The sequence below is a fragment of the Candidatus Formimonas warabiya genome (genome assembly GCF_002777255.1).
Taxonomy (GTDB): Bacteria; Bacillota; Dehalobacteriia; order Dehalobacteriales; family Dehalobacteriaceae; genus Formimonas; species Formimonas warabiya.
Genome location: NZ_CP017634.1, coordinates 1,838,108 through 1,858,202, shown reverse-complemented (window position 1 = coordinate 1,858,202; position 20,095 = coordinate 1,838,108). Strand labels below are relative to the sequence as shown.

Genomic DNA, 20,095 nt, shown 5'->3' with positions numbered 1-20,095 from the left:
ACCTTGTTTTTTAAAAATAGGAGGCGATAAATGACAACTGGTAGATAAGACCTCATTTGAAAAATTGGAGGGAGAAAAATGGCAAAAAATTTACGTTTAAGAATTGCCCATGTTGATGAAATTGCTCTAATGAAAAGTAAAGTCCAGGAGCTGTTAGCCAAACAGGGTATGAAGGTTGACCATCCTAAGGTATTGAAATATCTGGAAAGGGCAGGAGCAAAAGTCTCAAGTTCTTCCGGTAAAGTGCTTTTTCCGAAAGAATTACAAGAAGAAATGCTGAGCCAAGCACCACGAAGCTTTACTTTGGCGGGGATTGACCCTAAGTATGATTTGAAATTTCCTCATCCGGAAGGGTTATTTTATACTAGGGCGATTACGGGCTCAATGTACTATATTGATGCTTTAACTGATGAATACAGAGGTATCAGCAAAGAAGATTTGGCTGATTACATTACAGTTACCCAAGCATTGGAGCATATAGATTTTTGGTCATTATTGACTTTAAAGGTTACTGATTTCCCGCCTGAAACAATGGATATCCATGCTTTTGAGGTGGTTCTCCATAATTCAACAAAGCATGGTTGGCTACAGCCCTATGAGGCAGAAAATGTCACATATATGATGGAAATGGCGGCAGCAGTAGTGGGCGGTATGGATGAACTTAAGAACAGGCCAATTGTAAGCAATATATCTTGTTCCGCACCCCCCTTTGATATTAAATATATGGATTCTGAAGCTATATATCAAAGCGGCAAATACGGCATACCCATCCATGTATGTTCGCTGCCGACAGCAGGTGCTAATGCCCCGGTCACACCAGCGGGTGTAGCACTGATGGCTGCTGCTGAAACCGTGGCAATGACGATTATGGTTCAATGTATCGGTCCAGGGACCCCTTGTATTCTTACACCAATTATGTATGAAATGGATATGTCAAGTACCCATGCTCTTCAGGCTACTGTTTCAATCGCCATGGCCAGAGGGTTGGTGTCCCAATTGATTGAAGAGGGCTATGGCCTGCCATGCCACAGTTTTGCAGGAGGCTCCGACGCTTTTGTTGTAGGAGCGGAAAGCGCATGTACCGATGCGTATATTACCCAATTGGTCAGTTTGTCTGACGCAACAATATTAGGTGATGTAGGACATCTTGAAACCGGAAAAACGGCAAGTCCGATTCAATTAATTATTGATAATGATCTTTTTGGTTACGCAAAGGTGGTAAAAAAAGGTTTTGAGATTAATGAGGATACTATGGGTTTTGAAGAATTGCTGAACCTGGCGGGCAGGGAAGCATTTATTACGATGAACCATACCTTTAGGCATTTTAAAGAAAATTATAGGCCAAAAGTATTTAACAGAATTTCCCGTCCGGCTTGGGTAGAGCAGGGCAGTAAAGAAATGATAGAACGTACCCGTGATATTTATAAATCGATCAAAGAAAACCATAAACCGATCGTCTTGCCAAATGAAGTCGAGAAAGAACTGCAGAGTATCATCAAAAGTGCAGAAAAAAATCTTGGAAAGAGATCAAAATAATTCCGACAAGGAAACGTTGTTTTTATGTCAAGATCCTTTGGAACTTAAATATCTGAGAAATAGTATAAAGCCAAATATTTTACATGGAGGGGAATTTCGTGGATTACCAACACATTGGGAAAAGTACCAAAAGAATTGACGTGATTCCAAAGGTGACTGGTAAAGCAAAATTTGTTGGGGACATAAAAATTCCTGGTATGCTGTATGGCAAAATCTTGTGGAGTGCTTTGGGACACGCAAAAATAAAAAGAATAGAAACGGATCCGGCGAAAAGACTTCCCGGGGTTAAGGCAGTTATTACTTGGAAAGATGTTCCTAGACATGCTTACTGCCCGGCTGGTCATCCCTACCCAGATGACAGTCCCCAAGACATGTATATCTTAGACAAAACAGTTAGATTCCTTGGCGATCCGGTGGCGGCTGTAGCTGCAGAAAGTAAAGAAATTGCCCAAAAAGCATTAGGGTTAATCAAAGTCGAATACGAAGAATTACCTTTAATTTTATCTCCTGAAGAGGCATTGAAAGAAAATGCCCCGGAAATTCATGAAGGTACCAAAAATATCTGTGGTCAGCATTCTTATGAATTTGGCAACGTCTTAGGGGGATTCAAAAACGCGGATTTAATCATTGAAGATGAATTCCGAACACCAATTGTTCAGCATTGCCCTATTGAGAACCATGCTTCATTAGCCTATCTGGATAATGACGCAAGGCTGATCGTCCATTCTGCCACTCAAATTCCCTTTCATCTCAGGCGTATTCTATCCCAAGTTCTTGGCATGCCTATGGGAAAAATTAAAGTAATAAAAAGTTATGTTGGCGGGGGATTTGGGGGAAAAGAGGATGTCTGCCAGGAACCAATTAATGCAGTATTGGCTTTAACAACAGGGAATCCCGTTTTGTTAGAGTTTTCCCGAGAAGAAGAAATGGTTTCAACGAGAACTCGTCACTCCATGATTCTAGAATTGAAAAGCGGAGTGATGAAAAATGGGGAACTGGTTGCCAGAGAGCTGAAAGTCTTGTCAAATACCGGGGCATATGCTGCTCATGGCCATTGTGTGGTTTATAACATTGATGCCCAGTTTCCCGTACTCTACCCGACACCTAATATTTCTTTTGCAGGATTATCGGTTTATACCAATATGCCGATTGCTTCGGCGATGAGATCTTATGGGATCTCCCAATATAATTTTGCGATGGAGTCTCATATGGATAATATCGCCCAAAGATTGGGCATGGATCCCTTGGATCTCCGCTTGAAGAATATTTGCAAATTAGGTTATCGTGACCCACAAGCGTATTTTTCGGTAAATTCCTGTGGCATAGAGGAGTGTTTGAACAAGGGTAAAGAGTTAAGCAATTGGGTCGTGAAAAGAGGGCAAAAGTCAAACGGGATCAAAAAAAGAGGATTAGGAATGGCCTGCTTAAGCTATGCCAGCAGCACATACCCTTATAATGCCGAACTATCGGGAGCGCGGATTAAAATGAACGAAGATGGCAGTGCCACCTTGTTCATAGGCTCTGCAGAAATCGGACAGGGTAATGATACGATTATGGCCCAAATTGCAGCCGAGGAGCTGGGAATTGACGTGGAATCCATTCATGTCATTGCCGTTGATACCGACCTTTGTCCTATCGACATGGGAGCGTATGCTTCCCGTCAATCCAGCGTCTGTGGTATGGCTGTAAAAAAAGCCGGGGTTAAATGCCGAAAGGCTATAACAGGTTTTGTGGGATCTTTATTTAATCGGGACCCGGAGGATCTCTTGGTCAAATATGGAGTAATTTATGACGGGTTAACCGGTGAGAGCTTAATATCAGTAAAGGATGCCGCCATGAAAGCCCATTATACAAAAGGCAATTCTGTGACTATTGACCATGAGGCTTATTTTTCTCCGGGGAATAATCCTTTGGCATTTGGAGCAGTATTTGCAGAAGTTGAGGTTGATACGGGGACAGGCAAGGTAGAGGTTGAAAAAATATGGGCGCTCCATGATTCCGGTAAGATCCTTAATTATCAAGCAGCGGAAGGCCAGGTCCACGGCGGAGTAAGTATGGGATTTGCTTATGGAACGTCAGAACAGCTATTGATTGATAAAAATACCGGAAGGGTTTTGAATGGGAATCTTCTGGATTATAAAATGCCAACTATTCTGGACGTACCCCCTGTAGATGTCACTTTTGTTGAGACCATAGAACCTTCTTCCGCATATGGCAACAAGGCTTTGGGCGAGCCTCCATGTATTTCTGTAGCACCTGCGGTTAGAAATGCAGTCTTGAATGCCATTGGGGTAGCATATAATGAAATTCCTTTAACACCAGAAAAAATATTATTGCACTTAAAAAGGACGGTGTTATAGCAGATGTGGCATTTAGACAATTGTATGAGGTAAAAACATGACCCATGATGTTGTTGGTCAAAGCATTAAAAGAAAAGATGCTATCGCAAAAGTAACGATTCTTGATGTCATATGGGGAATTCTCTTCATATGGCAGGGGGGATTCCTCTCTTGTGCATATGAACAAAAAACCGAGAAAAATATTTTTTTCTTCTTATTTATTATGGTACATTTATACAAAGGCTCCTATTAATGTTGTGAGGAAATAAGGAGATGCCAGATAACTCGGAACAGATATGTAGGTTCAGCGCAAAGATATCACTATTTCCCATCGCCTGATAAGGAGGGTCTTGTATGGACAACCAGTATATCGGTAAAAGTGTGCCGCGAATTGACGCGATTCCCAAAGTCATGGGCAAGGCTAAATATATCGGAGACATCAAAATGCCTGGAATGTTATACGGAAAAATACTTTGGAGTTCGGTTGCCCATGCTTATATTAAAAAAATAGACACCAGTAAGGCGAAAAATTTTCCCGGCATCAAGGCTGTCATAACTTGGGAGGACGTTCCCAGAATTTTATATTGCTCCGCCGGTCATCCTTATCCGGATGACAGTCCTCAAGATATGTATATCTTAGACAAAAAGGTCAGGTATGTAGGAGACCCTGTCGCAGCAGTAGCAGCCGAAAGTAGAGAAATTGCTGAGGAAGCAATAAGATTAATAGAAGTAGAATATGAAGAGCTTCCTGCCATTCTCTCACCTGAAGATGCATTAGATGAACATGCACCGGAAATCCATGAGGGGACCAAGAATATTTGCGGAGAGAATATTTCTCAGTTTGGCGATGTCGCAAAAGGGTTTGAAGACTCAAACTATGTTTTTGAGGATGAATTTAGAACCCCGATCGTGCAACACTGTCCCATTGAAAATCATGTATCTTTGGTGTATCTAGAGGATGATGGCCGGTATACGGTTCATTCTGCCACTCAGGTTCCTTTTCATTTACGCAGAATATTATCACAAGCACTAAATATACCGATTAGAAAAATCAAGGTCATAAAGACATATGTTGGCGGCGGATTTGGCGGGAAAGAGGATGTCTGCCAGGAGCCTATTAATGTGGTTTTGACTCAAAAAACGGGGAAACCTGTCTTATTAGAGTATACTAGGGAAGAAGAATTTGTTTCTACACGAACCCGTCACTCTACCATCATAAAATTAAAAACCGGCGTGACCAAAGAAGGGAAAATATTAGCAAGACAGATGGACGTTTTGTCAAATACCGGGGCTTATGCCGGCCATGGGCACGGAATTGTATACAGTATGAGTTCTCATTTTCCTACTTTATATCCCGCTCCTAATACCTTGTTTAAGGGTAAATCTGTTTATACAAATATGCCGGTAGCCTCGGCTATGAGGTCATACGGGATTTCCCAACTGAATTTTGCTACGGAAGCCCATATGGAGAATATCGCCGGAAGGTTGGGTATAGACCCTCTGGAGTTCCGGAGAAAAAATCTCATTAGTCCTGATTTTAAATGTCCAAATGAGTATTTTATTGTAAATTCATACGGTTTGGGAACGTGTTTGGAAAAAGGTGAAAAGTTAAGTAATTGGAAAACGAAACGGAACCGTGAGCATGATGATAGCAGTGTAACGAAAAAAGGATTGGGCATGGCCTGCTTTAGTTATCAAAGCCATACTTACCCTGCAGTTCATGAGCTTTCCGGAGCCAGAATCAAACTTAATGAAGACGGCTCAGCAACCCTCTTTTTAGGTTCAGCGGAAGTAGGCCAGGGTAATGATACGGCCATGGCCCAGATCGCTGCCGAAACACTAGGTATTTCTATAGACACCATAAATGTCATTGCCGTAGATACGGATATTTGCCCCTTTGATAATGGGGCTTATGGCTCCCGCCAGCTTTTTGTAGGTGGAATGGCAGTGAAAAAGGCGGCAATAAAATGTAAAGAAGCTTTATTAGGGTATGCCGCAAAAATGTTAAATAAATCACCGGAAAGTTTAGACACCCGGGAAGGCTTCATTTTGGGAGAAAATGATGAAAAACTGCTTAGTGTCAGAAAAGCCGCTATGAAAGCTTACTATGATCACAAGCATCCGATAACGATCTGCTTTGAAGAATATTTTTCACCTAACTGTAATCCGCTGACTTTCGGAGCGGTATTTGCTGAGGTAGAAGTAGATACCGGTACAGGTAAGGTTGAAGTTGAAAAGATCTGGGCGCTCCATGACTCAGGGAAAATCATTAACCCTCTATTAGCAGAAGGTCAAGTTCACGGTGGCATATTCATGGGTTTGGGCTATGGAGTTTCCGAACAGTTACTAATTGATCAGAAAACCGGACGGACATTAAATGGTAATCTCCTTGATTATAAACTTCCTACCATGCTTGATATGCCGCCGGTTGATGTAACTTTTATTGAGACCGAAGAACCAACAACAGCTTATGGGAATAAGTCTCTAGGGGAGCCTCCCTGTATTTCTGTAGCTCCTGCCATCAGAAATGCCGTGCTTAATGCGGTTGGAGTAGAATATAATGAAATTCCGTTGACCCCTGAAAGAGTGCTAATGAAATTGAAAAAGGGGGTGACAAGATAATGTTCGGATTTAGCCAGTTATATGAACCCTCAGATTTACAAGAGGCATGGGAATTTTTAAATAATGACCGGACGGCTAAGATTATTGCCGGGGGTACGGATATTTTACTGAAATTTCGTCATAAGGAAATTTCAGATATCCCTTTAGTCAGCTTGAAAAGAATTAAAAGTCTCAAAGAGATCAAAGAGCTTCCTAACGGCAGTGTGCAAATTGGGGCAATGGCAACCTTTACCCAAGTAAATAAAGACCCGATTATTAATGATCAACTGCCCTTTTTAGCTAAAGCCGCTATTACCATGGGTGGGCCGCAGATTCAGAATGTGGCTACTATTGGCGGAAATTTGTGTAATGGAGCCACCTCTGCTGACAGTGCATCTTCTTTGTTGACATTAAAAGCCAAGCTGACTTTACAAAGTTTGCATGGTACCAGGGTTGTTGATATGGAAAAATTTTATCAAGGATTATATCAAACTGATATCCAGCACGGAGAGATTCTTACTGCTGTTTCTATCCCTAAGATCAACGGTTTATGGGGAGGCCATTACACGAAATTTAGCATGCGTAAAGCCATGGATATTTCCACGTTAGGCTGTGCCGTAGTCTGCTTGTTAAAGGATCAAAAGACAATAGGGGAAATCCGGATTGCATTGGGCACTGCAGCACCGATGCCAATACGCTGTTATCAGGCGGAAAATGTAGCTTTGGGGCAAAATCTTACCGACCAATTATTAGTAAAAGTTGGCATTGAGGCAGTAAAAGAAGCTAAGCCCCGCTCATCGTGGCGGGCTTCAAGAGAATTTAGGGAAGAACTAATCAAAGAATTGACTTCACGGACATTACTGGAAGCATTTTTTCAAGCCGGGGGAAAACGATCATGAAAAAGTTTATTAGCTGTACCATCAATGGGGAAATGATGACTGTAGAAATTGACGATCGGGAATCGCTGCTGGAAGTTCTTAGGGACCGGTTGGATTTAACCGGAACCAAGAAGGGATGTGAAGCGGGAGAGTGCGGGGCATGTACGGTCTTGGTAGACGATGTTCCGGTGGATTCTTGTCTATATTTGGCAGCATGGGCTGATCAGACAAATATTCTGACTGTTGAGGGGCTAGCTGAAGATGGTAAGCTGTCGAAATTACAGGAGAGCTTTATTGAAGCCGGCGCCGTGCAATGTGGCTACTGTACCCCCGGGTTCTTAATGGCTGGACATGCACTGTTAAAAGAAAACCCTAACCCAACGGAAGAGGAGATTAAGAAAAAGTTATCAGGAAACTTTTGCCGCTGTACGGGTTATACCAACATTATTAAGGCTGTTCAAAAAGCGGCGGAAAAAAACTCAGAAGAATATAGGCAAATTCACAAATAGTACAAATATAATTACAGGGATTAACGATAAGCTTTTTACAGCTCATATTCTTTTATCTTCCGGTACAGGGTAGCGATGCCAATGCCCAGGACATCTGCTGCTTGCTTTTTTCCCTCGGTGCTGCCGGGGTATTTCTCCAGAACTGTTTTGATGTGTTTTTTTTCCAGCTCTTTCAGGGTATGAAAAGTATCGGTATTACTTTTATGCTCCGAATTTCTTAACTTGATAGGGAGGCTTTCTTCCCGGATGTAGTTGGAGGCTTCAATGTTAAAGGCATATTCTACGGCATTTTCCAGTTCCCGGATATTTCCCGGCCAGTCGTAGTCCAGCAGGGCGGCAAAAGCCTGTTCGGAAAAGCCTTGAATGTTCTTTTTAAATAATTTGTTGTATTTACCGGAAAAGTGTTCTATTAAAGGCAGGATGTCTTCCTGCCGCTCTCTCAAAGGAGGGACGTAGAGGGGGATCACGTTTAACCGGTAATAAAGATCTTCCCGGAATTCACCGTGTGAAATCATGGTTTCCAGGGGCTGGTTGGTGGCGGCAATGATGCGGACATCAATATTCAGGCTGGTGTGGCCGCCCAGCCGTTCAATCACTTTCTCCTGCAAGGTGCGCAGAATTTTTGCCTGTAAATGAATGGGCATATCGCCGATTTCGTCCAAAAAGATGGTGCCTCCGTGGGCCATTTCAAATTTGCCGGGCTTGCCGCGCCGGTTTGCGCCGGTAAAAGCGCCTTCATCGTAGCCAAACAATTCGCTTTCCAGAAGGGTATCCGGTATGGCGCTGCAGTTAATGGCGATGAAGGATTTGTTTTTTCGGGGACTGGCACTGTGCAGGGCCCGGGCAATTAATTCTTTTCCCGTGCCGCTCTCGCCCCTGATCAAAACCGTAGAAGAACTGGTGGCGAATTGAAGCACCTTTTTGCGCAGTTCCTCCATGGCCGGGCTCCTGCCGATAATGGTGTTTAACCGGATATCGATGCGCGGTTCCGTGTAGTCCAGAATTAGCTGTTCCACTTCCTCAATGGGGCGGAAGGTGGCCACGGCGCCCATAATTTTTTGATTGGAGATAATAGGGCGGGTGGTAGTGAGGAACTGTCTTTTTAATTCCGGATAATAGATCTCTTTGTTAATGTAGCTGTTGCCTTTGGTAATGGCGTGAAGCATGGGCGAGTCAGGCATGATTTCATGCACCGGGCGGTGCATCAGGCCTTTTTTCTGGTGGTTGATCAGGGCAGCCAGGGAATCATTGGCATGGGTGATATGGCCCCGGCTGTCCACCGCCAGGATGCCTTCGTTCACCGAGTCCATGATTACCGTCAGTTGTTCCTTGGCCACCCGCAACTGGTTGATGTATTCTTCCTCATTTACTTTGGAGACAATCAGGGCCCCCATTTGTTTAATAAAAGTCAACAATTCATTGGTCTGACGGATCAGGATTTTACGCTGGGGTTCGTGAAAAGCCACCAGGCCGAAAACCCCTACTACCATATCCTCCGAGAGGATGGGGGTGCACAATTCCGCGCATTCCTCACAGAGGTCTTTGTGGGGACAGGGGGCACAGGATTCGTGTTCCCTGGGATTGCTGATAAACACATCTTTTTTTTGGGCGATCACCTTTTGGTGGAGGTGGTTGAGCTTGATCTTTTCGCCGATGTGATGGGCATATTTTCCCGTTCCGGCAATGCGTATGTACTCCGTGTTGACCACTTCCACATCCACGCTAAGCACCGTAGAGATGGCGGTGGCGATTTGCTGGACCGGTTCTTGAATATGAAGCAGATTTACCATAGGAAGTCATTCCTTTCCCTTTTGTCGATCGAAGTCTTTGCCATGTCCCTTGGCATGGCTCATTCTTGCACATCAATTACCAATTTATTTTATCATAATGATAATTATTTATCAAGATGATAATGCCTTGACGAGGTGCGTTATCCCGAGGAAAAATATAAATTATCATATTGAGAAAGATTGGCTATGAAGGGCAGAAATTCATTCCTACCGGATCCGAATAGATGGCTCTCTTTTGCCTCTCCATACCGGGACGAGCCTGTTTATGGAGGTTGTTCCCGGGCCCGGCAGCCGGATCCCGGATCTCCCAAACACCTTTAGGCTTTTTACCACATAGTTGGCACGGTAATTGCATGTAAAAAATAAAAGGGATGTTTTGGTTCCAGAAAAGACCAAGCCGGTACGGGGGGATTTCTGGAGGAAAACCGTCACCCGGTGCAGAAATTTTAAGAGAGGCAGGAAGAGGGATCCCGCTGATCTGAGCAGATTTGGATCAAATTTGAATAACCCTTCGCCAGGCCTATTTCAGGTGGAGCAGTGAGAAAAAGGGAGGGGAGAAAAATATGAATCATGTGGGAGATAGGGCCCAAAGAGTGGATGCGGTGGTCAAGGTGTGCGGTCAGGCGAAATATGTGGATGACTTGATGGAAAGAGACATGTTATACGCCAAGGTGTTCCGCAGCACCATTGCCCATGGCTGGGTGAAGAGGATTGACACGAAAAAAGCCAAGGCGTTGCCGGGGGTGGAAGCTGTGGTCACTTTTGAAGATGTTCCTCAGCATACCTTCCCTACGGCAGGGCATCCTTATCATATAGACCCCAAACATCAGGATGTGGCGGACCGCAATCTCCTCACCCGGAGCGTCCGGCTCTGGGGTGATGAAATTGCCGCCGTAATTGCCCGGGATGAGCTGACGGCGCAAAAGGCCTTAAGGCTGATTGAAGTAGAATATGAAGAATACCCGCCTCTCTTAAGGGCAGAAGATGCCTTAAAAGAGGGGGCCAGGGAAATCCATAAGGGAACCAAGAATATCATTAAGAAAAGCGAGTATCAATTGGGCGACCCGGAGAAAGCTTTTCAGGAAGCCGATATCATCTTTGAAGATGAATTCCGCACCAGCATGGTCCAGCATTGTGCCATGGAAAACCACAGTGCCTATGCCTATATGGACAGCAGGGGCAGGATCGTGGTCTGTTCCTCAACCCAGATTCCCCATATCTGCCGCCGCATTGTGGGGCAGGCTTTAGGAATTCCCTGGGGGAGGGTGCGCGTGATTAAACCGTATTTGGGAGGCGGTTTCGGCAGTAAACAGGATGTGGTCGTGGAGCCTCTGGCGGCCTTTTTGACCACCGTGGTGCATGGGAGGCCGGTGAAGCTGGAGCTTTCCCGGGAGGAAACTTTTATTGCCTCCCGGGTGCGGCATCCCGTTCACTTCCGGTTTAAGACCGGCGTCAAAAAAGACGGCACCCTGGTGGGGGCGGAAATGCGGCTGATCTCCCAGAACGGGGGCTATGCCTCCCACGGCCATTCTATTGCCGGGAAATGTACCACCACTTTCCGCCAGATCTATCAGCAGCATGCCGTTAAATGTGCGGCCACCACGGTTTATACCAATACACCGGCGGCAGGAGCCATGCGGGGCTATGGCGCGCCCCAGGTGATTTTCGGCCTGGAATCCCATATGGAGAACATAGCCCGGGAGCTAGCGATGGATCCGGTAGAATTCCGGCTGAAAAACCTGCACCAGGTAGGCTATGCGGATCCCCTGACCGGCCTTGTCACCTACACCAACGGGCTGGCCGAGTGTATGGCCAAAGGGAAGGAACTGATCCGGTGGGATGATAAAAAAGCCAGCAGAGAGAAGCCGGCAGGGCTGAAACGGCGGGGGTTGGGCATGGCCTGCTTCAGCTATGGCACAGGGACCTATCCCGTTAGCCTGGAAATTGCCGGCGCGAGAATCGTCATGAACCAGGATGGTTCTGTGCAGCTCCAGGTGGGGGCCGCGGAAATCGGCCAGGGCAGTGACACCGTACTTTCCCAGATGGCCGCGGAAACCATTGGCATCCCTTTGGAGATGGTGCATATTGTTTCCGAGCAGGATACGGACATTAGCCCTTTTGACACCGGCGCCTACGCTTCCCGACAAACCTATGTTTCCGGCCTGGCGGTGCGCAAAGCGGCGGAAGAGGTGAAGGCCAAGGTCTTGAACTGGGCCCAGCGCATGACGGATCTTCCGGCGGAGGACCTGGATCTGGTGGATGCCTGGGTTGTGAAGAAACCAGGGGGTGAAAAGGTGCTGCCCCTTGCCCGGGTGGCTCTGGAAAGCTATTATCACCCGGTTGATGCCGCGCCCATCACGGCGGATGTTTCCAATAACGCCCGGGTTAACGCCCTGGCCTATGGCTGTACCTTTGTGGAAGTGGAAGTGGATATGGCCATCGGCAAAGTGGAGATTCTGGAGCTCTATAATATTCATGATTCAGGGAAGCTGATCAATCCTCAGCTGGCGGAAGGGCAGGTCCATGGGGGCGTGAGCATGGGCCTGGGTTATGCCTTGTTTGAGCAGCTGCTCTTTGATGAAAAAACAGGAAAACCCCTAAATAATAACCTTTTGGACTACAAACTGATGACTGTATTGGATACCCCTGAGATGGGAATGGGGTTTGTAGAAACTTATGAGCCAACCGGACCATACGGGAATAAGGCGTTAGGGGAGCCTCCTACTGTCTCTCCGGCTCCTGCCGTCCGGAACGCGATTCTGGATGCTACCGGCGTGAAGATAGATGAACTGCCCATGAGCCCCCAGCGTTTGTTTGAGAAGTTCAAAGAAGCAGGTTTACTTGGGGAGCCAGGTTCTAAATAGAAGTATGTTCCCAGACATTGGGATAAAGGAGGCCGTAAGCATGTATGACATTGCCCATTATGAAGAAGCCCATTCTGTCCAGGAGGCTGTTCAGTTATTGCAGGCCCATCCCCGGGCCCGTTTGATCGCCGGGGGAAGTGACCTGTTGATAAAAATACATGAGGGAAAAATGCCTGACGCCGAGTTGATCAGCATTCACGGCATCCCTGAACTAAAAGGGATTCACCGGGATGAGCAGGGCACCATCAGCATCGGATCCGGTACCACCTTCAGTGAAATCACCCGGCATGCCCTGATCGGGGAACACGTGCCGGTTTTGGGCGAAGCGGTCGATAAGGTGGGTGGCCCGCAAATCCGTAATATCGGCACCATCGGCGGTAATATTTGCAATGGGGTTACTTCCGCAGACAGCGCCTCCACCCTCTTTGCCTTAAATGCCCGGCTGAGGATTCAGGGTGCCGGCGGCATGCGGGAGGTGGCCATTGGGGATTTCTACCTGGGACCGGGCCGGGTGGACCTGCGCCATGATGAAGTTTTGACGGCTATTCTGCTTACCCGGGAGAATTATGAGGGTTTTGGAGGCCACTACATCAAGTTTGCCATGCGCAATGCCATGGATATCGCCACCCTGGGCTGCGCCGTTTTGTGCCGTTTAAAAGATAAAAGAACAGTGGAAGATTTCCGTCTTGCTTTGGGGGTAGCCGCTCCCACGCCTATGCGCTGCTTAAAAACGGAAGACCTGGTAAAAGGAAAAGCTTTTAGTGCGGAGCTGCTTCAGGAGGCTGGGCGCACTGCCGTCACGGAAGTCAACCCGAGAACTTCCTGGCGTGCTTCCCGGGAATACAGGCTGCAGTTGGTGGAAGAGCTGAGCAAGCGGGCCTTTCAACAGGCATTTGTCAATGCAGGGGGAGAGATGGTATGAGAGAAGGGAATGGCACCATTGACCATGAATCATGTGATAGACTTTCAGGCATCTTCTGCCTTGGAAAGGAATGAGGGGAACGATGAAAACGAAAAAAATTAGCTTGAAAGTAAATGGCAGCGAAATCGTACTGGACGTGGATATCCGGGAATCCTTGCTGGAGGTGCTGCGCCACAGGCTGCACCTGACCGGGGTAAAAAAAGGGTGTGCCGTAGGAGAATGCGGTGCCTGCACCGTACTCATCAACGGCGTACCCTTTGATTCCTGCATCTATTTGGCGGTATGGGCAGACGGCAAGGAAATCCGCACCATTGAGGGTGAGTGCAAAGAGGGCAAGCTGTCCAAGGTCCAGCAGGCCTTTGTGGAAGAAGGAGCGGTGCAATGCGGTTTTTGCACCCCGGGCTTTGTGATGTCGACAACCGCTCTGGTGCAACGGGGCGAAAAATTAACCCGGGAGGAGATCAAGAAAGAACTGTCCGGCCATATGTGCCGGTGCACCGGGTATCAAAATATCGTCAAGGCGGCGGAAAAAGCCTTGAACGAGTCGGAGGAGGGTTAAATGTATGCTGCTGGTGGGCAACGGCAAGGTAATTACCCGGGATGAAACCCGGCCCTATTTGGCTGACGGCTGTGTGGCCGTGAAAGACAATATCATCGCGGAAGTGGGCGCTAGTGCAGAATTAAAAAAGCGTTACCCGGAGGCTGATTTTCTCGATGCCCGGGGCCGGGTGATCATGCCGGGACTGATCAATACCCATATGCACTTATACAGTACCTTTGCCCGGGGAATGGCGCTGAAAGATGCCCCGCCGGAGAATTTTCCGGAAATCCTGGGCCGGTTATGGTGGCGTTTGGACAAGGTGCTGACCCGGGAGGACATCTATTACAGCGCCATGGTGCCGCTGATCGATGGCATTAAAAACGGCACGACGACAATTTTTGATCATCATGCCAGTCCCGGGGCCGTGCGGGAAAGCTTGTTTGTTTTAGCCCGGGCTGCCCGGGCCGCCGGTGTGCGCAGCAGTTTGTGCTATGAAGTTTCCGACCGGGACGGCACCGGGGTGATGCGGCAGGGCATCCAGGAAAATGAGGAATTCATCCGCCATGCCAACAGCAGCGGAGATGAGATGATCAGAGGAATGTTCGGCCTGCATGCCTCCTTAACTTTAAGTGATCAAACCCTGGCCGCCTGTTGTCAGGCCAATGCGGGTACGAGAGCCGGTTTCCATGTCCACGTAGCGGAAGGGATTGCCGATGTGGAGGATGCCCTGGCCCGCTATGGCAAACGGGTGGTGGAACGGCTGGCCGGGTTTGGCATCCTGGGCCCCCAATCTCTTGCCATCCATTGTGTCCATGTTAATGACCGGGAAATTGATATTTTAAAAGAAACCGGGGCCAATGTGGTGCATAATCCGGAGTCCAATATGGGTAACGCCGTAGGATGCGCCCCGGTCCTGGCCATGCTGGAAAAAGGTGTGACCGTGGGTCTGGGGACAGACGGTTATACCAGTGATATGTTGGAATCCTTCAAAGTGGCGCAAATTCTCCATAAACATGACCGGGCCAATCCCAGCGTCGCCTGGGCGGAAGCCCCGGCCATGCTGTTTAAGCATAATCCTGCCATCAGCGCCCGCATGTTTCCCCGGCCTCTGGGGCGATTGGCCCCCGGCTGTTACGCCGATCTGATCATTGTGGATTATGATCCCCCCACACCGCTTCATGAAAACAATGCGGACGGCCATATTTTATTCGGCATGTGGGGCAGGTCCGTAGCCACCACCATCATTAACGGGCGGATTGTGATGAAGGAAAGGTCCTTAACCGGTATCGACGAGGCGGAGATTTACGCCAAGGCCCGGGAGTTAAGCACAAAATTGTGGGAAAGGTTTTAAGGAGTATTTTTCCATGAAAAGTATCCTGATTAAAAACGCCAAAGCGATTGTGACGGTAGACAATGCGGATAGGGTCCTGGAAAACCAGAATATTCTCATTGCGGACAATTCCTTCCGCTATCTGGGCCAGGAATGTTTTGTCGCCGATGAAGTGATCGATGCCCGGGACATGTTTGTTTATCCCGGCTTGATTAACACCCATCATCACTTATATCAGACCTTTAGCCGGAATTTACCCCAGGTGCAAAACCTGGAATTATTCGACTGGCTGGTGGCCCTTTATGAAATCTGGCGGGGACTCACTCCGGACATGATTTATTACAGTTCCCTGGTCGGTATGGGCGAATTGCTGAAATATGGGTGTACCACCTGCTTTGACCATCATTATGTCTTCCCCCGGAAAAATTCCGGGGCATTGATCGATCACCAGTTTCAGGCCGCAGAGAGATTAGGGATCCGCTTTCATGCTTCCCGGGGCAGTATGTCCCGGGGAAAGAAAGAAGGAGGCCTGCCCCCTGACGATTTGGTGCAGAGGGTAGATGAAATTTTAGCCGATAGTGTGCGCCTGATAGAAAAATATCATGACCCGGCCCCTTATTCCATGCGCCAGGTGGTGCTGGCGCCCTGTTCTCCTTTTAGTGTCACCGGAGACCTCATGGTTCAGACGGCAGAACTGGCCCGGACCAAGCAGGTCCGTTTGCATACCCACCTGGCGGAAACCCGGGATGAGGAACAATATTGTTTGGAAAATTTTAATCTGAGGCCTTTGGATTATATGGAAAGTCTGGGCTGGCTGGGGGAGGATGTCTGGTTCGCCCATGGCATTCATTTCCATGAACAGGAATTAAGGAAATTGGCTGCCACCAAAACCGGTGTGGCCCACTGTCCGGTATCGAACCAAAAACTGGCTTCCGGCACGGCGAAAATTCCCCGCATGCTGGAACTGGGCATTCCTGTCGGTTTAGCCGTGGATGGCAGTGCCAGTAATGACGGTTCCAATCTGCTCGCGGAATTAAGGGCTTCTTATCTGATCCATCGTTTGACATCAAGCACCCAGGCACCCACGGGATATGATTTGTTGAAAGTAGCCACAAAGGGCGGCGCCGCTCTTTTAGGGAGAAAGGACCTGGGCAGTATTGAAGTGGGCAAAGCAGCCGACTTGTTTATGATTGATACCGCTAAGCTGGAATATGTAGGGGCCTGTTTTGACCCCAAGTCTGTTTTGGCCACGGTGGGGGTGTCCCGGCCGGTTGCCTATACCATCGTCAATGGGCAAATTGTCGTGAGAAACGGCGAGCTGTGCCGGGTGGAAGAATGTGAAATTGCGAAAGAGGCCAATAAGCTGGTGCATCAGCTTATTTTAGGAATCTGATAGAGGAGGAGACAGTGTGTCTGACGCGATGAAAGTTCAACCATTTGAAGTATTGCTGAAATGGATGCTCCAAGAGTATGAAGAAAACCGGTCAATTTTTGGTATTCCCCGCTCACTGTTCTACATCCCCCAAAAAGATCATCCATACGCCACGGGAGATCTGTTTGGGCATTACCTGGCGACCCCAATCGGCCCGGCGGCAGGGCCCCATACCCAACTGGCCCAGAACATCCTCTGTGCCTGGCTCTCCGGAGGCCGCTTCATGGAGTTGAAAACCGTCCAGATCATGGATGAGCTGGAGATCTCCCGGCCTTGTATCGATATGGCGGATGAGGGGTATAACGTGGAATGGTCCCAAGAGCTGAAACTGGACCAATCTGTTCAAGAGTATATCAAGGCGTGGGTATTGATCCATATTTTGCACCGGCTGCTGGGATTTGATCAGCTCCCCGTGGGTACCATTTTTAACATGAGTGTGGGTTACAATCTGGAGGGGATTCAAAGCCTGCCTATGACCCGTTTCATGGACCGTTTAGCTGATGCCTCCGAAGAAATCGGGCACATGCGGGAGATGCTGCGCGCCCGGTTTCCCCGGTTTGCCGAGATTCCGGTTCCCGCCCGCATTACCAACAATGTCACTCTTTCCACCATGCACGGCTGTCCCCCGGAGGAAATTGAGCGGATTGCCCGTTACCTGATGGAGGAGCGGGGTCTCCATACCATTGTGAAACTGAACCCCACCCTGCTGGGCAAGGAGCGGGTACTGGCGATTCTCCATGACCATCTCGGCTTCCATGAGATCAACATTCCCGATCAAGTGTTTGAACATGATCTGGATTACGGTCGGGCGGTGGAGATGATCAAAAGGCTCCGGCACACCGCTATCGAGCGGAATCTTACCTTTGGCGTCAAATTAAGCAACACCCTGGCTATGGAAAATCATAAAGGGGTCTTCACCGGCAACGAGATGTATATGTCCGGGCGGGCGCTCTATCCCATTACGATGAACCTTTTTCATCAGCTGGCCCGGGAGTTTGACGGTGACCTGCCTGTCTCTTATTCGGCGGGAGCAGATGCCCTGAATGTGACCGCTATTCTGGCGGCCGGGGCCCGGCCTGTTACGGTTGCTTCGGACTTGCTGAAGCCCGGAGGTTATTCCCGGCTCCTCCAGTATTTAGAGAGCCTGGACACCGAAATGAGCAACCGGGGTGCGGCAAACTTGGCAGAGCTTACCCGTGACAAGCTGACCAACCTGGAACAGGCCGCTGCAGAGGCGCTGGCCGATCCCCGGTACAAGAAAGCTTACCATCCTCATGGTTTACCCAAAGTGGAGTCCGGCCTGGAAAGCTTTGACTGCATTACTGCTCCCTGTGTCGGCAAATGCGGCCTATGCCAGGATGTGCCCGGTTATGCCCGGCTGATTGCCCGGGGGGATGACGACCGGGCCCTGGAGGTTATTCTCGACCGCAACCCCTTGCCGGCGGTGAGCGGATATATGTGCACCCATCTTTGCCAGACCTGCTGCACCCGGAATAATTACGATCAGCCGGTGGCGATCCGGGCCTTGAAGCGCTTTGCGGCAGAGCAGGGGCAAGTGACGCTGCCGGTGCGAGAAAAGAGCAACCGGCGGGTGGCGGTGATCGGCAGCGGTCCTGCCGGCTTGGCGGCAGCTTTTTATCTGGCCCTAAACGGGGTCCAGGCGACTATCTTCGAAGCGAAAGACAGGGCAGGAGGCATGCCGGCCTTGGCTCCCGCCTTCCGAATTCCGCCTGCAGTGGTTCAGGAGGATATAGACCGGATTAAGGGGCTGGGGGTAGAAATCAAGCTCTCTCACCCCATTACCACACCACCGGAGGAATTGTTGAAAGAAGGTTTTGATGCCGTTTACCTGGCGTGCGGTTTCCCCAAGGATGCCCGGCTGAATATAGAAGGGATGGAGGGGAAAGGCATTTTTTCCGCCCTTGATCTATTGGACCAGGTAGCACGGGGCGAAAAACCGGATCTGGGTTCCCGGGTGCTGGTGATCGGCGGGGGCAACACGGCCATGGATGCGGCCCGTACCGCCCGCCGCCTCACAGGGAATCCGGCGACCGTTGTCTACCGGCGTACGGCACAGGAGATGCCGGCCGCCCGGGAAGAGGTGGAGGAGCTTTTGGCGGAAGGGAATGTACTGGAAGAACTGGTTTCACCCATCCGGGTCATTCTCCGTGACGGACGGGTGAGCGGTCTGGAGTGTCTGCGGAACAAGCTGGGGGAACCTGATGCGGATGGGCGCCGAAAGCCGGTTCCCATTGAGGGAAGCGGGTTTGTGCTGGAAGCAGACGCTATTGTGGTGGCGGTTGGTCAAAGCCCGGACCTGACCTTTCTGGATGGCAGCAGCCTCTCCCTGCATCAAAACGGTGCCATTGCCGTGGATCCTCAAACCGGCCAGGCCGGTACCCCGGGTGTATATGCCGGAGGGGACGCGGTCCGGGGACCGGCCATCGTGATCCAGGCCTGTGCCGACGGGCGGCGGGCCGCTGAGGCGATTTGCGGGTCATTCGGCATCCATTTTGAGACATTGGTCTCTCCCCAGCGGGGGCTTTCTGAAGAAGAGATCCTGCAGGCGAAACGCGCCCGGACGAGAAAAGAAGCCCGGCACCAACCGGAAATGTTACCCATGACGGAACGTACCGGATTTGACCTGGTGGAAGGAACGTTGAGGGAAGAAGCGGCACGTGCTGAAGCTGCCCGCTGTATGCAGTGCTCTGCTTTTTGCGACAAATGTGTGGAGGTCTGTCCCAATCGGGCCAATTATACCTATTTAACCCCGCCGGTCCATGTGATGCTGCCTTTACTCTACTGCCAGGACGGCGAACTGGCTGTGACGGGGGAAGAGCCTTTCCGGATTGAGCAGACCCGGCAGATCATTCACCTGGATGACTTTTGTAATGAGTGCGGCAACTGTGCCACCTTTTGCGTGCACCAGGGAAAGCCCTATCAGGATAAGCCCAGGCTTTTCCTGAAAGAAAGCGATTTTGTGCAGGAAAATGACAATGCTTTCTATATGGAAGGGAACACCATCCGGCGGCGGGAAAAGGGTGTAGAGTCGAAGCTTTCATTAGTAAACAATGGGTGGGATTTTGAAAGTAAATTGGTTCGGATCAGTATGTCAGATGATTTTGTGATTAAGGAGATGGCTTTAAAAAAGGCGTTTGAAGGGGCCTTATCTTTAAGAGAAGCTGCAGAGATGGCTGTGATTTTTAGAGGAATTACTAACACACTGTCTTTTCTGCTCTAGACTTAAATCGGTATAAAAAATTTAAATTTACAAAAGAAATTGTTTTTGAAATTAGATATTGACTTAGAGGCATGGTGTTATCATTGCGCACTCAGATGCTTCACGCCGACAG

Annotated in this window: 13 protein-coding genes; 12 read left to right on the top strand and 1 reads right to left on the bottom strand. The window is 48.9% G+C overall.

Annotated elements, in window-relative coordinates; translation table 11 throughout:
• Positions 1-78 precede the first annotated feature (78 nt).
• From DCMF_RS08780 to xdhC (DCMF_RS08755), 6 genes are all read left to right on the top strand, one after another.
• The gene (locus DCMF_RS08780) at positions 79-1,536 is read left to right on the top strand and encodes a trimethylamine methyltransferase family protein (protein WP_148134080.1); all 1,458 of its coding nucleotides are present in this window, start codon (positions 79-81) and stop codon (positions 1,534-1,536) included.
• A 98-nt stretch (positions 1,537-1,634) separates the two neighbouring features.
• Complete coding sequence (gene xdhA, locus DCMF_RS08775; protein ID WP_148134079.1) at positions 1,635-3,896, top strand: xanthine dehydrogenase subunit XdhA; 2,262 nt, start codon at positions 1,635-1,637, stop codon at positions 3,894-3,896.
• 37 nt (positions 3,897-3,933) lie between these two features.
• Positions 3,934-4,128: a hypothetical protein gene (locus DCMF_RS08770; protein ID WP_148134078.1), complete on the top strand. Its 195-nt coding sequence runs from the start codon at positions 3,934-3,936 to the stop codon at positions 4,126-4,128.
• Between the two features lie 101 nt (positions 4,129-4,229).
• Positions 4,230-6,497, top strand: a complete 2,268-nt coding sequence (gene xdhA / locus DCMF_RS08765; protein ID WP_148134077.1) for a xanthine dehydrogenase subunit XdhA — start codon at positions 4,230-4,232, stop codon at positions 6,495-6,497.
• A complete protein-coding gene (gene xdhB, locus DCMF_RS08760; protein WP_148134076.1) occupies positions 6,497-7,375 on the top strand; it encodes a xanthine dehydrogenase FAD-binding subunit XdhB in 879 nt (292 codons plus the stop codon). The genes xdhA (DCMF_RS08765) and xdhB (DCMF_RS08760) overlap by 1 nt, the downstream gene beginning before the upstream one ends.
• Complete coding sequence (gene xdhC, locus DCMF_RS08755) at positions 7,372-7,863, top strand: xanthine dehydrogenase subunit XdhC (RefSeq protein WP_148134075.1); 492 nt, start codon at positions 7,372-7,374, stop codon at positions 7,861-7,863. Before xdhB (DCMF_RS08760) ends, xdhC (DCMF_RS08755) begins: the two co-directional genes overlap by 4 nt.
• A gap of 35 nt (positions 7,864-7,898) precedes the next feature.
• Here xdhC (DCMF_RS08755) and DCMF_RS08750 read toward each other — a convergent pair whose 3' ends face one another.
• Entirely contained in the window at positions 7,899-9,653 is a 1,755-nt protein-coding gene (locus DCMF_RS08750; RefSeq protein WP_148134074.1) for a sigma-54 interaction domain-containing protein, read from the bottom strand.
• A 563-nt stretch (positions 9,654-10,216) separates the two neighbouring features.
• On the opposite strand from DCMF_RS08750, the gene xdhA (DCMF_RS08745) reads away from it, so the two are divergent.
• The 6 genes from xdhA (DCMF_RS08745) (at position 10,217) to ygfK (ending at position 19,983) form a co-directional block, all read left to right on the top strand.
• Positions 10,217-12,517 carry a xanthine dehydrogenase subunit XdhA gene (gene xdhA, locus DCMF_RS08745; protein ID WP_148134073.1) on the top strand — a complete coding sequence of 767 codons (2,301 nt, stop codon included), beginning with the start codon at positions 10,217-10,219 and terminating at the stop codon, positions 12,515-12,517.
• Between the two features lie 40 nt (positions 12,518-12,557).
• Positions 12,558-13,439: a xanthine dehydrogenase subunit XdhB gene (xdhB, locus tag DCMF_RS08740; RefSeq protein ID WP_148134072.1), complete on the top strand. Its 882-nt coding sequence runs from the start codon at positions 12,558-12,560 to the stop codon at positions 13,437-13,439.
• Positions 13,440-13,521: 82 nt separating this feature from the next.
• Entirely contained in the window at positions 13,522-13,998 is a 477-nt protein-coding gene (gene xdhC / locus DCMF_RS08735) for a xanthine dehydrogenase subunit XdhC (protein WP_148134071.1), read from the top strand.
• 4 nt (positions 13,999-14,002) lie between these two features.
• Positions 14,003-15,331, top strand: a complete 1,329-nt coding sequence (gene ssnA / locus DCMF_RS08730) for a putative aminohydrolase SsnA (protein ID WP_148134070.1) — start codon at positions 14,003-14,005, stop codon at positions 15,329-15,331.
• A 13-nt stretch (positions 15,332-15,344) separates the two neighbouring features.
• Positions 15,345-16,703 carry an 8-oxoguanine deaminase gene (locus DCMF_RS08725; RefSeq protein ID WP_148134069.1) on the top strand — a complete coding sequence of 453 codons (1,359 nt, stop codon included), beginning with the start codon at positions 15,345-15,347 and terminating at the stop codon, positions 16,701-16,703.
• 16 nt (positions 16,704-16,719) lie between these two features.
• Positions 16,720-19,983 (top strand): putative selenate reductase subunit YgfK, encoded by a 3,264-nt coding sequence (ygfK, locus tag DCMF_RS08720; RefSeq protein WP_148134068.1) that lies wholly within the window; start codon positions 16,720-16,722, stop codon positions 19,981-19,983.
• Positions 19,984-20,095 lie beyond the last annotated feature (112 nt).

Coding starts and splice junctions, on each gene's coding strand:
- DCMF_RS08780 (WP_148134080.1), top strand. CDS start 79: ATGGCAAAAAATTTACGTTTAAGAATTGCCCATGTTGATGAAATTGCT.
- xdhC (WP_148134071.1), top strand. CDS start 13,522: ATGAAAACGAAAAAAATTAGCTTGAAAGTAAATGGCAGCGAAATCGTA.
- ssnA (WP_148134070.1), top strand. CDS start 14,003: ATGCTGCTGGTGGGCAACGGCAAGGTAATTACCCGGGATGAAACCCGG.
- xdhA (WP_148134077.1), top strand. CDS start 4,230: ATGGACAACCAGTATATCGGTAAAAGTGTGCCGCGAATTGACGCGATT.
- DCMF_RS08750 (WP_148134074.1), bottom strand. CDS start 9,653: ATGGTAAATCTGCTTCATATTCAAGAACCGGTCCAGCAAATCGCCACC.
- DCMF_RS08725 (WP_148134069.1), top strand. CDS start 15,345: ATGAAAAGTATCCTGATTAAAAACGCCAAAGCGATTGTGACGGTAGAC.
- xdhC (WP_148134075.1), top strand. CDS start 7,372: ATGAAAAAGTTTATTAGCTGTACCATCAATGGGGAAATGATGACTGTA.
- xdhA (WP_148134073.1), top strand. CDS start 10,217: ATGAATCATGTGGGAGATAGGGCCCAAAGAGTGGATGCGGTGGTCAAG.
- xdhB (WP_148134076.1), top strand. CDS start 6,497: ATGTTCGGATTTAGCCAGTTATATGAACCCTCAGATTTACAAGAGGCA.
- xdhB (WP_148134072.1), top strand. CDS start 12,558: ATGTATGACATTGCCCATTATGAAGAAGCCCATTCTGTCCAGGAGGCT.
- DCMF_RS08770 (WP_148134078.1), top strand. CDS start 3,934: ATGACCCATGATGTTGTTGGTCAAAGCATTAAAAGAAAAGATGCTATC.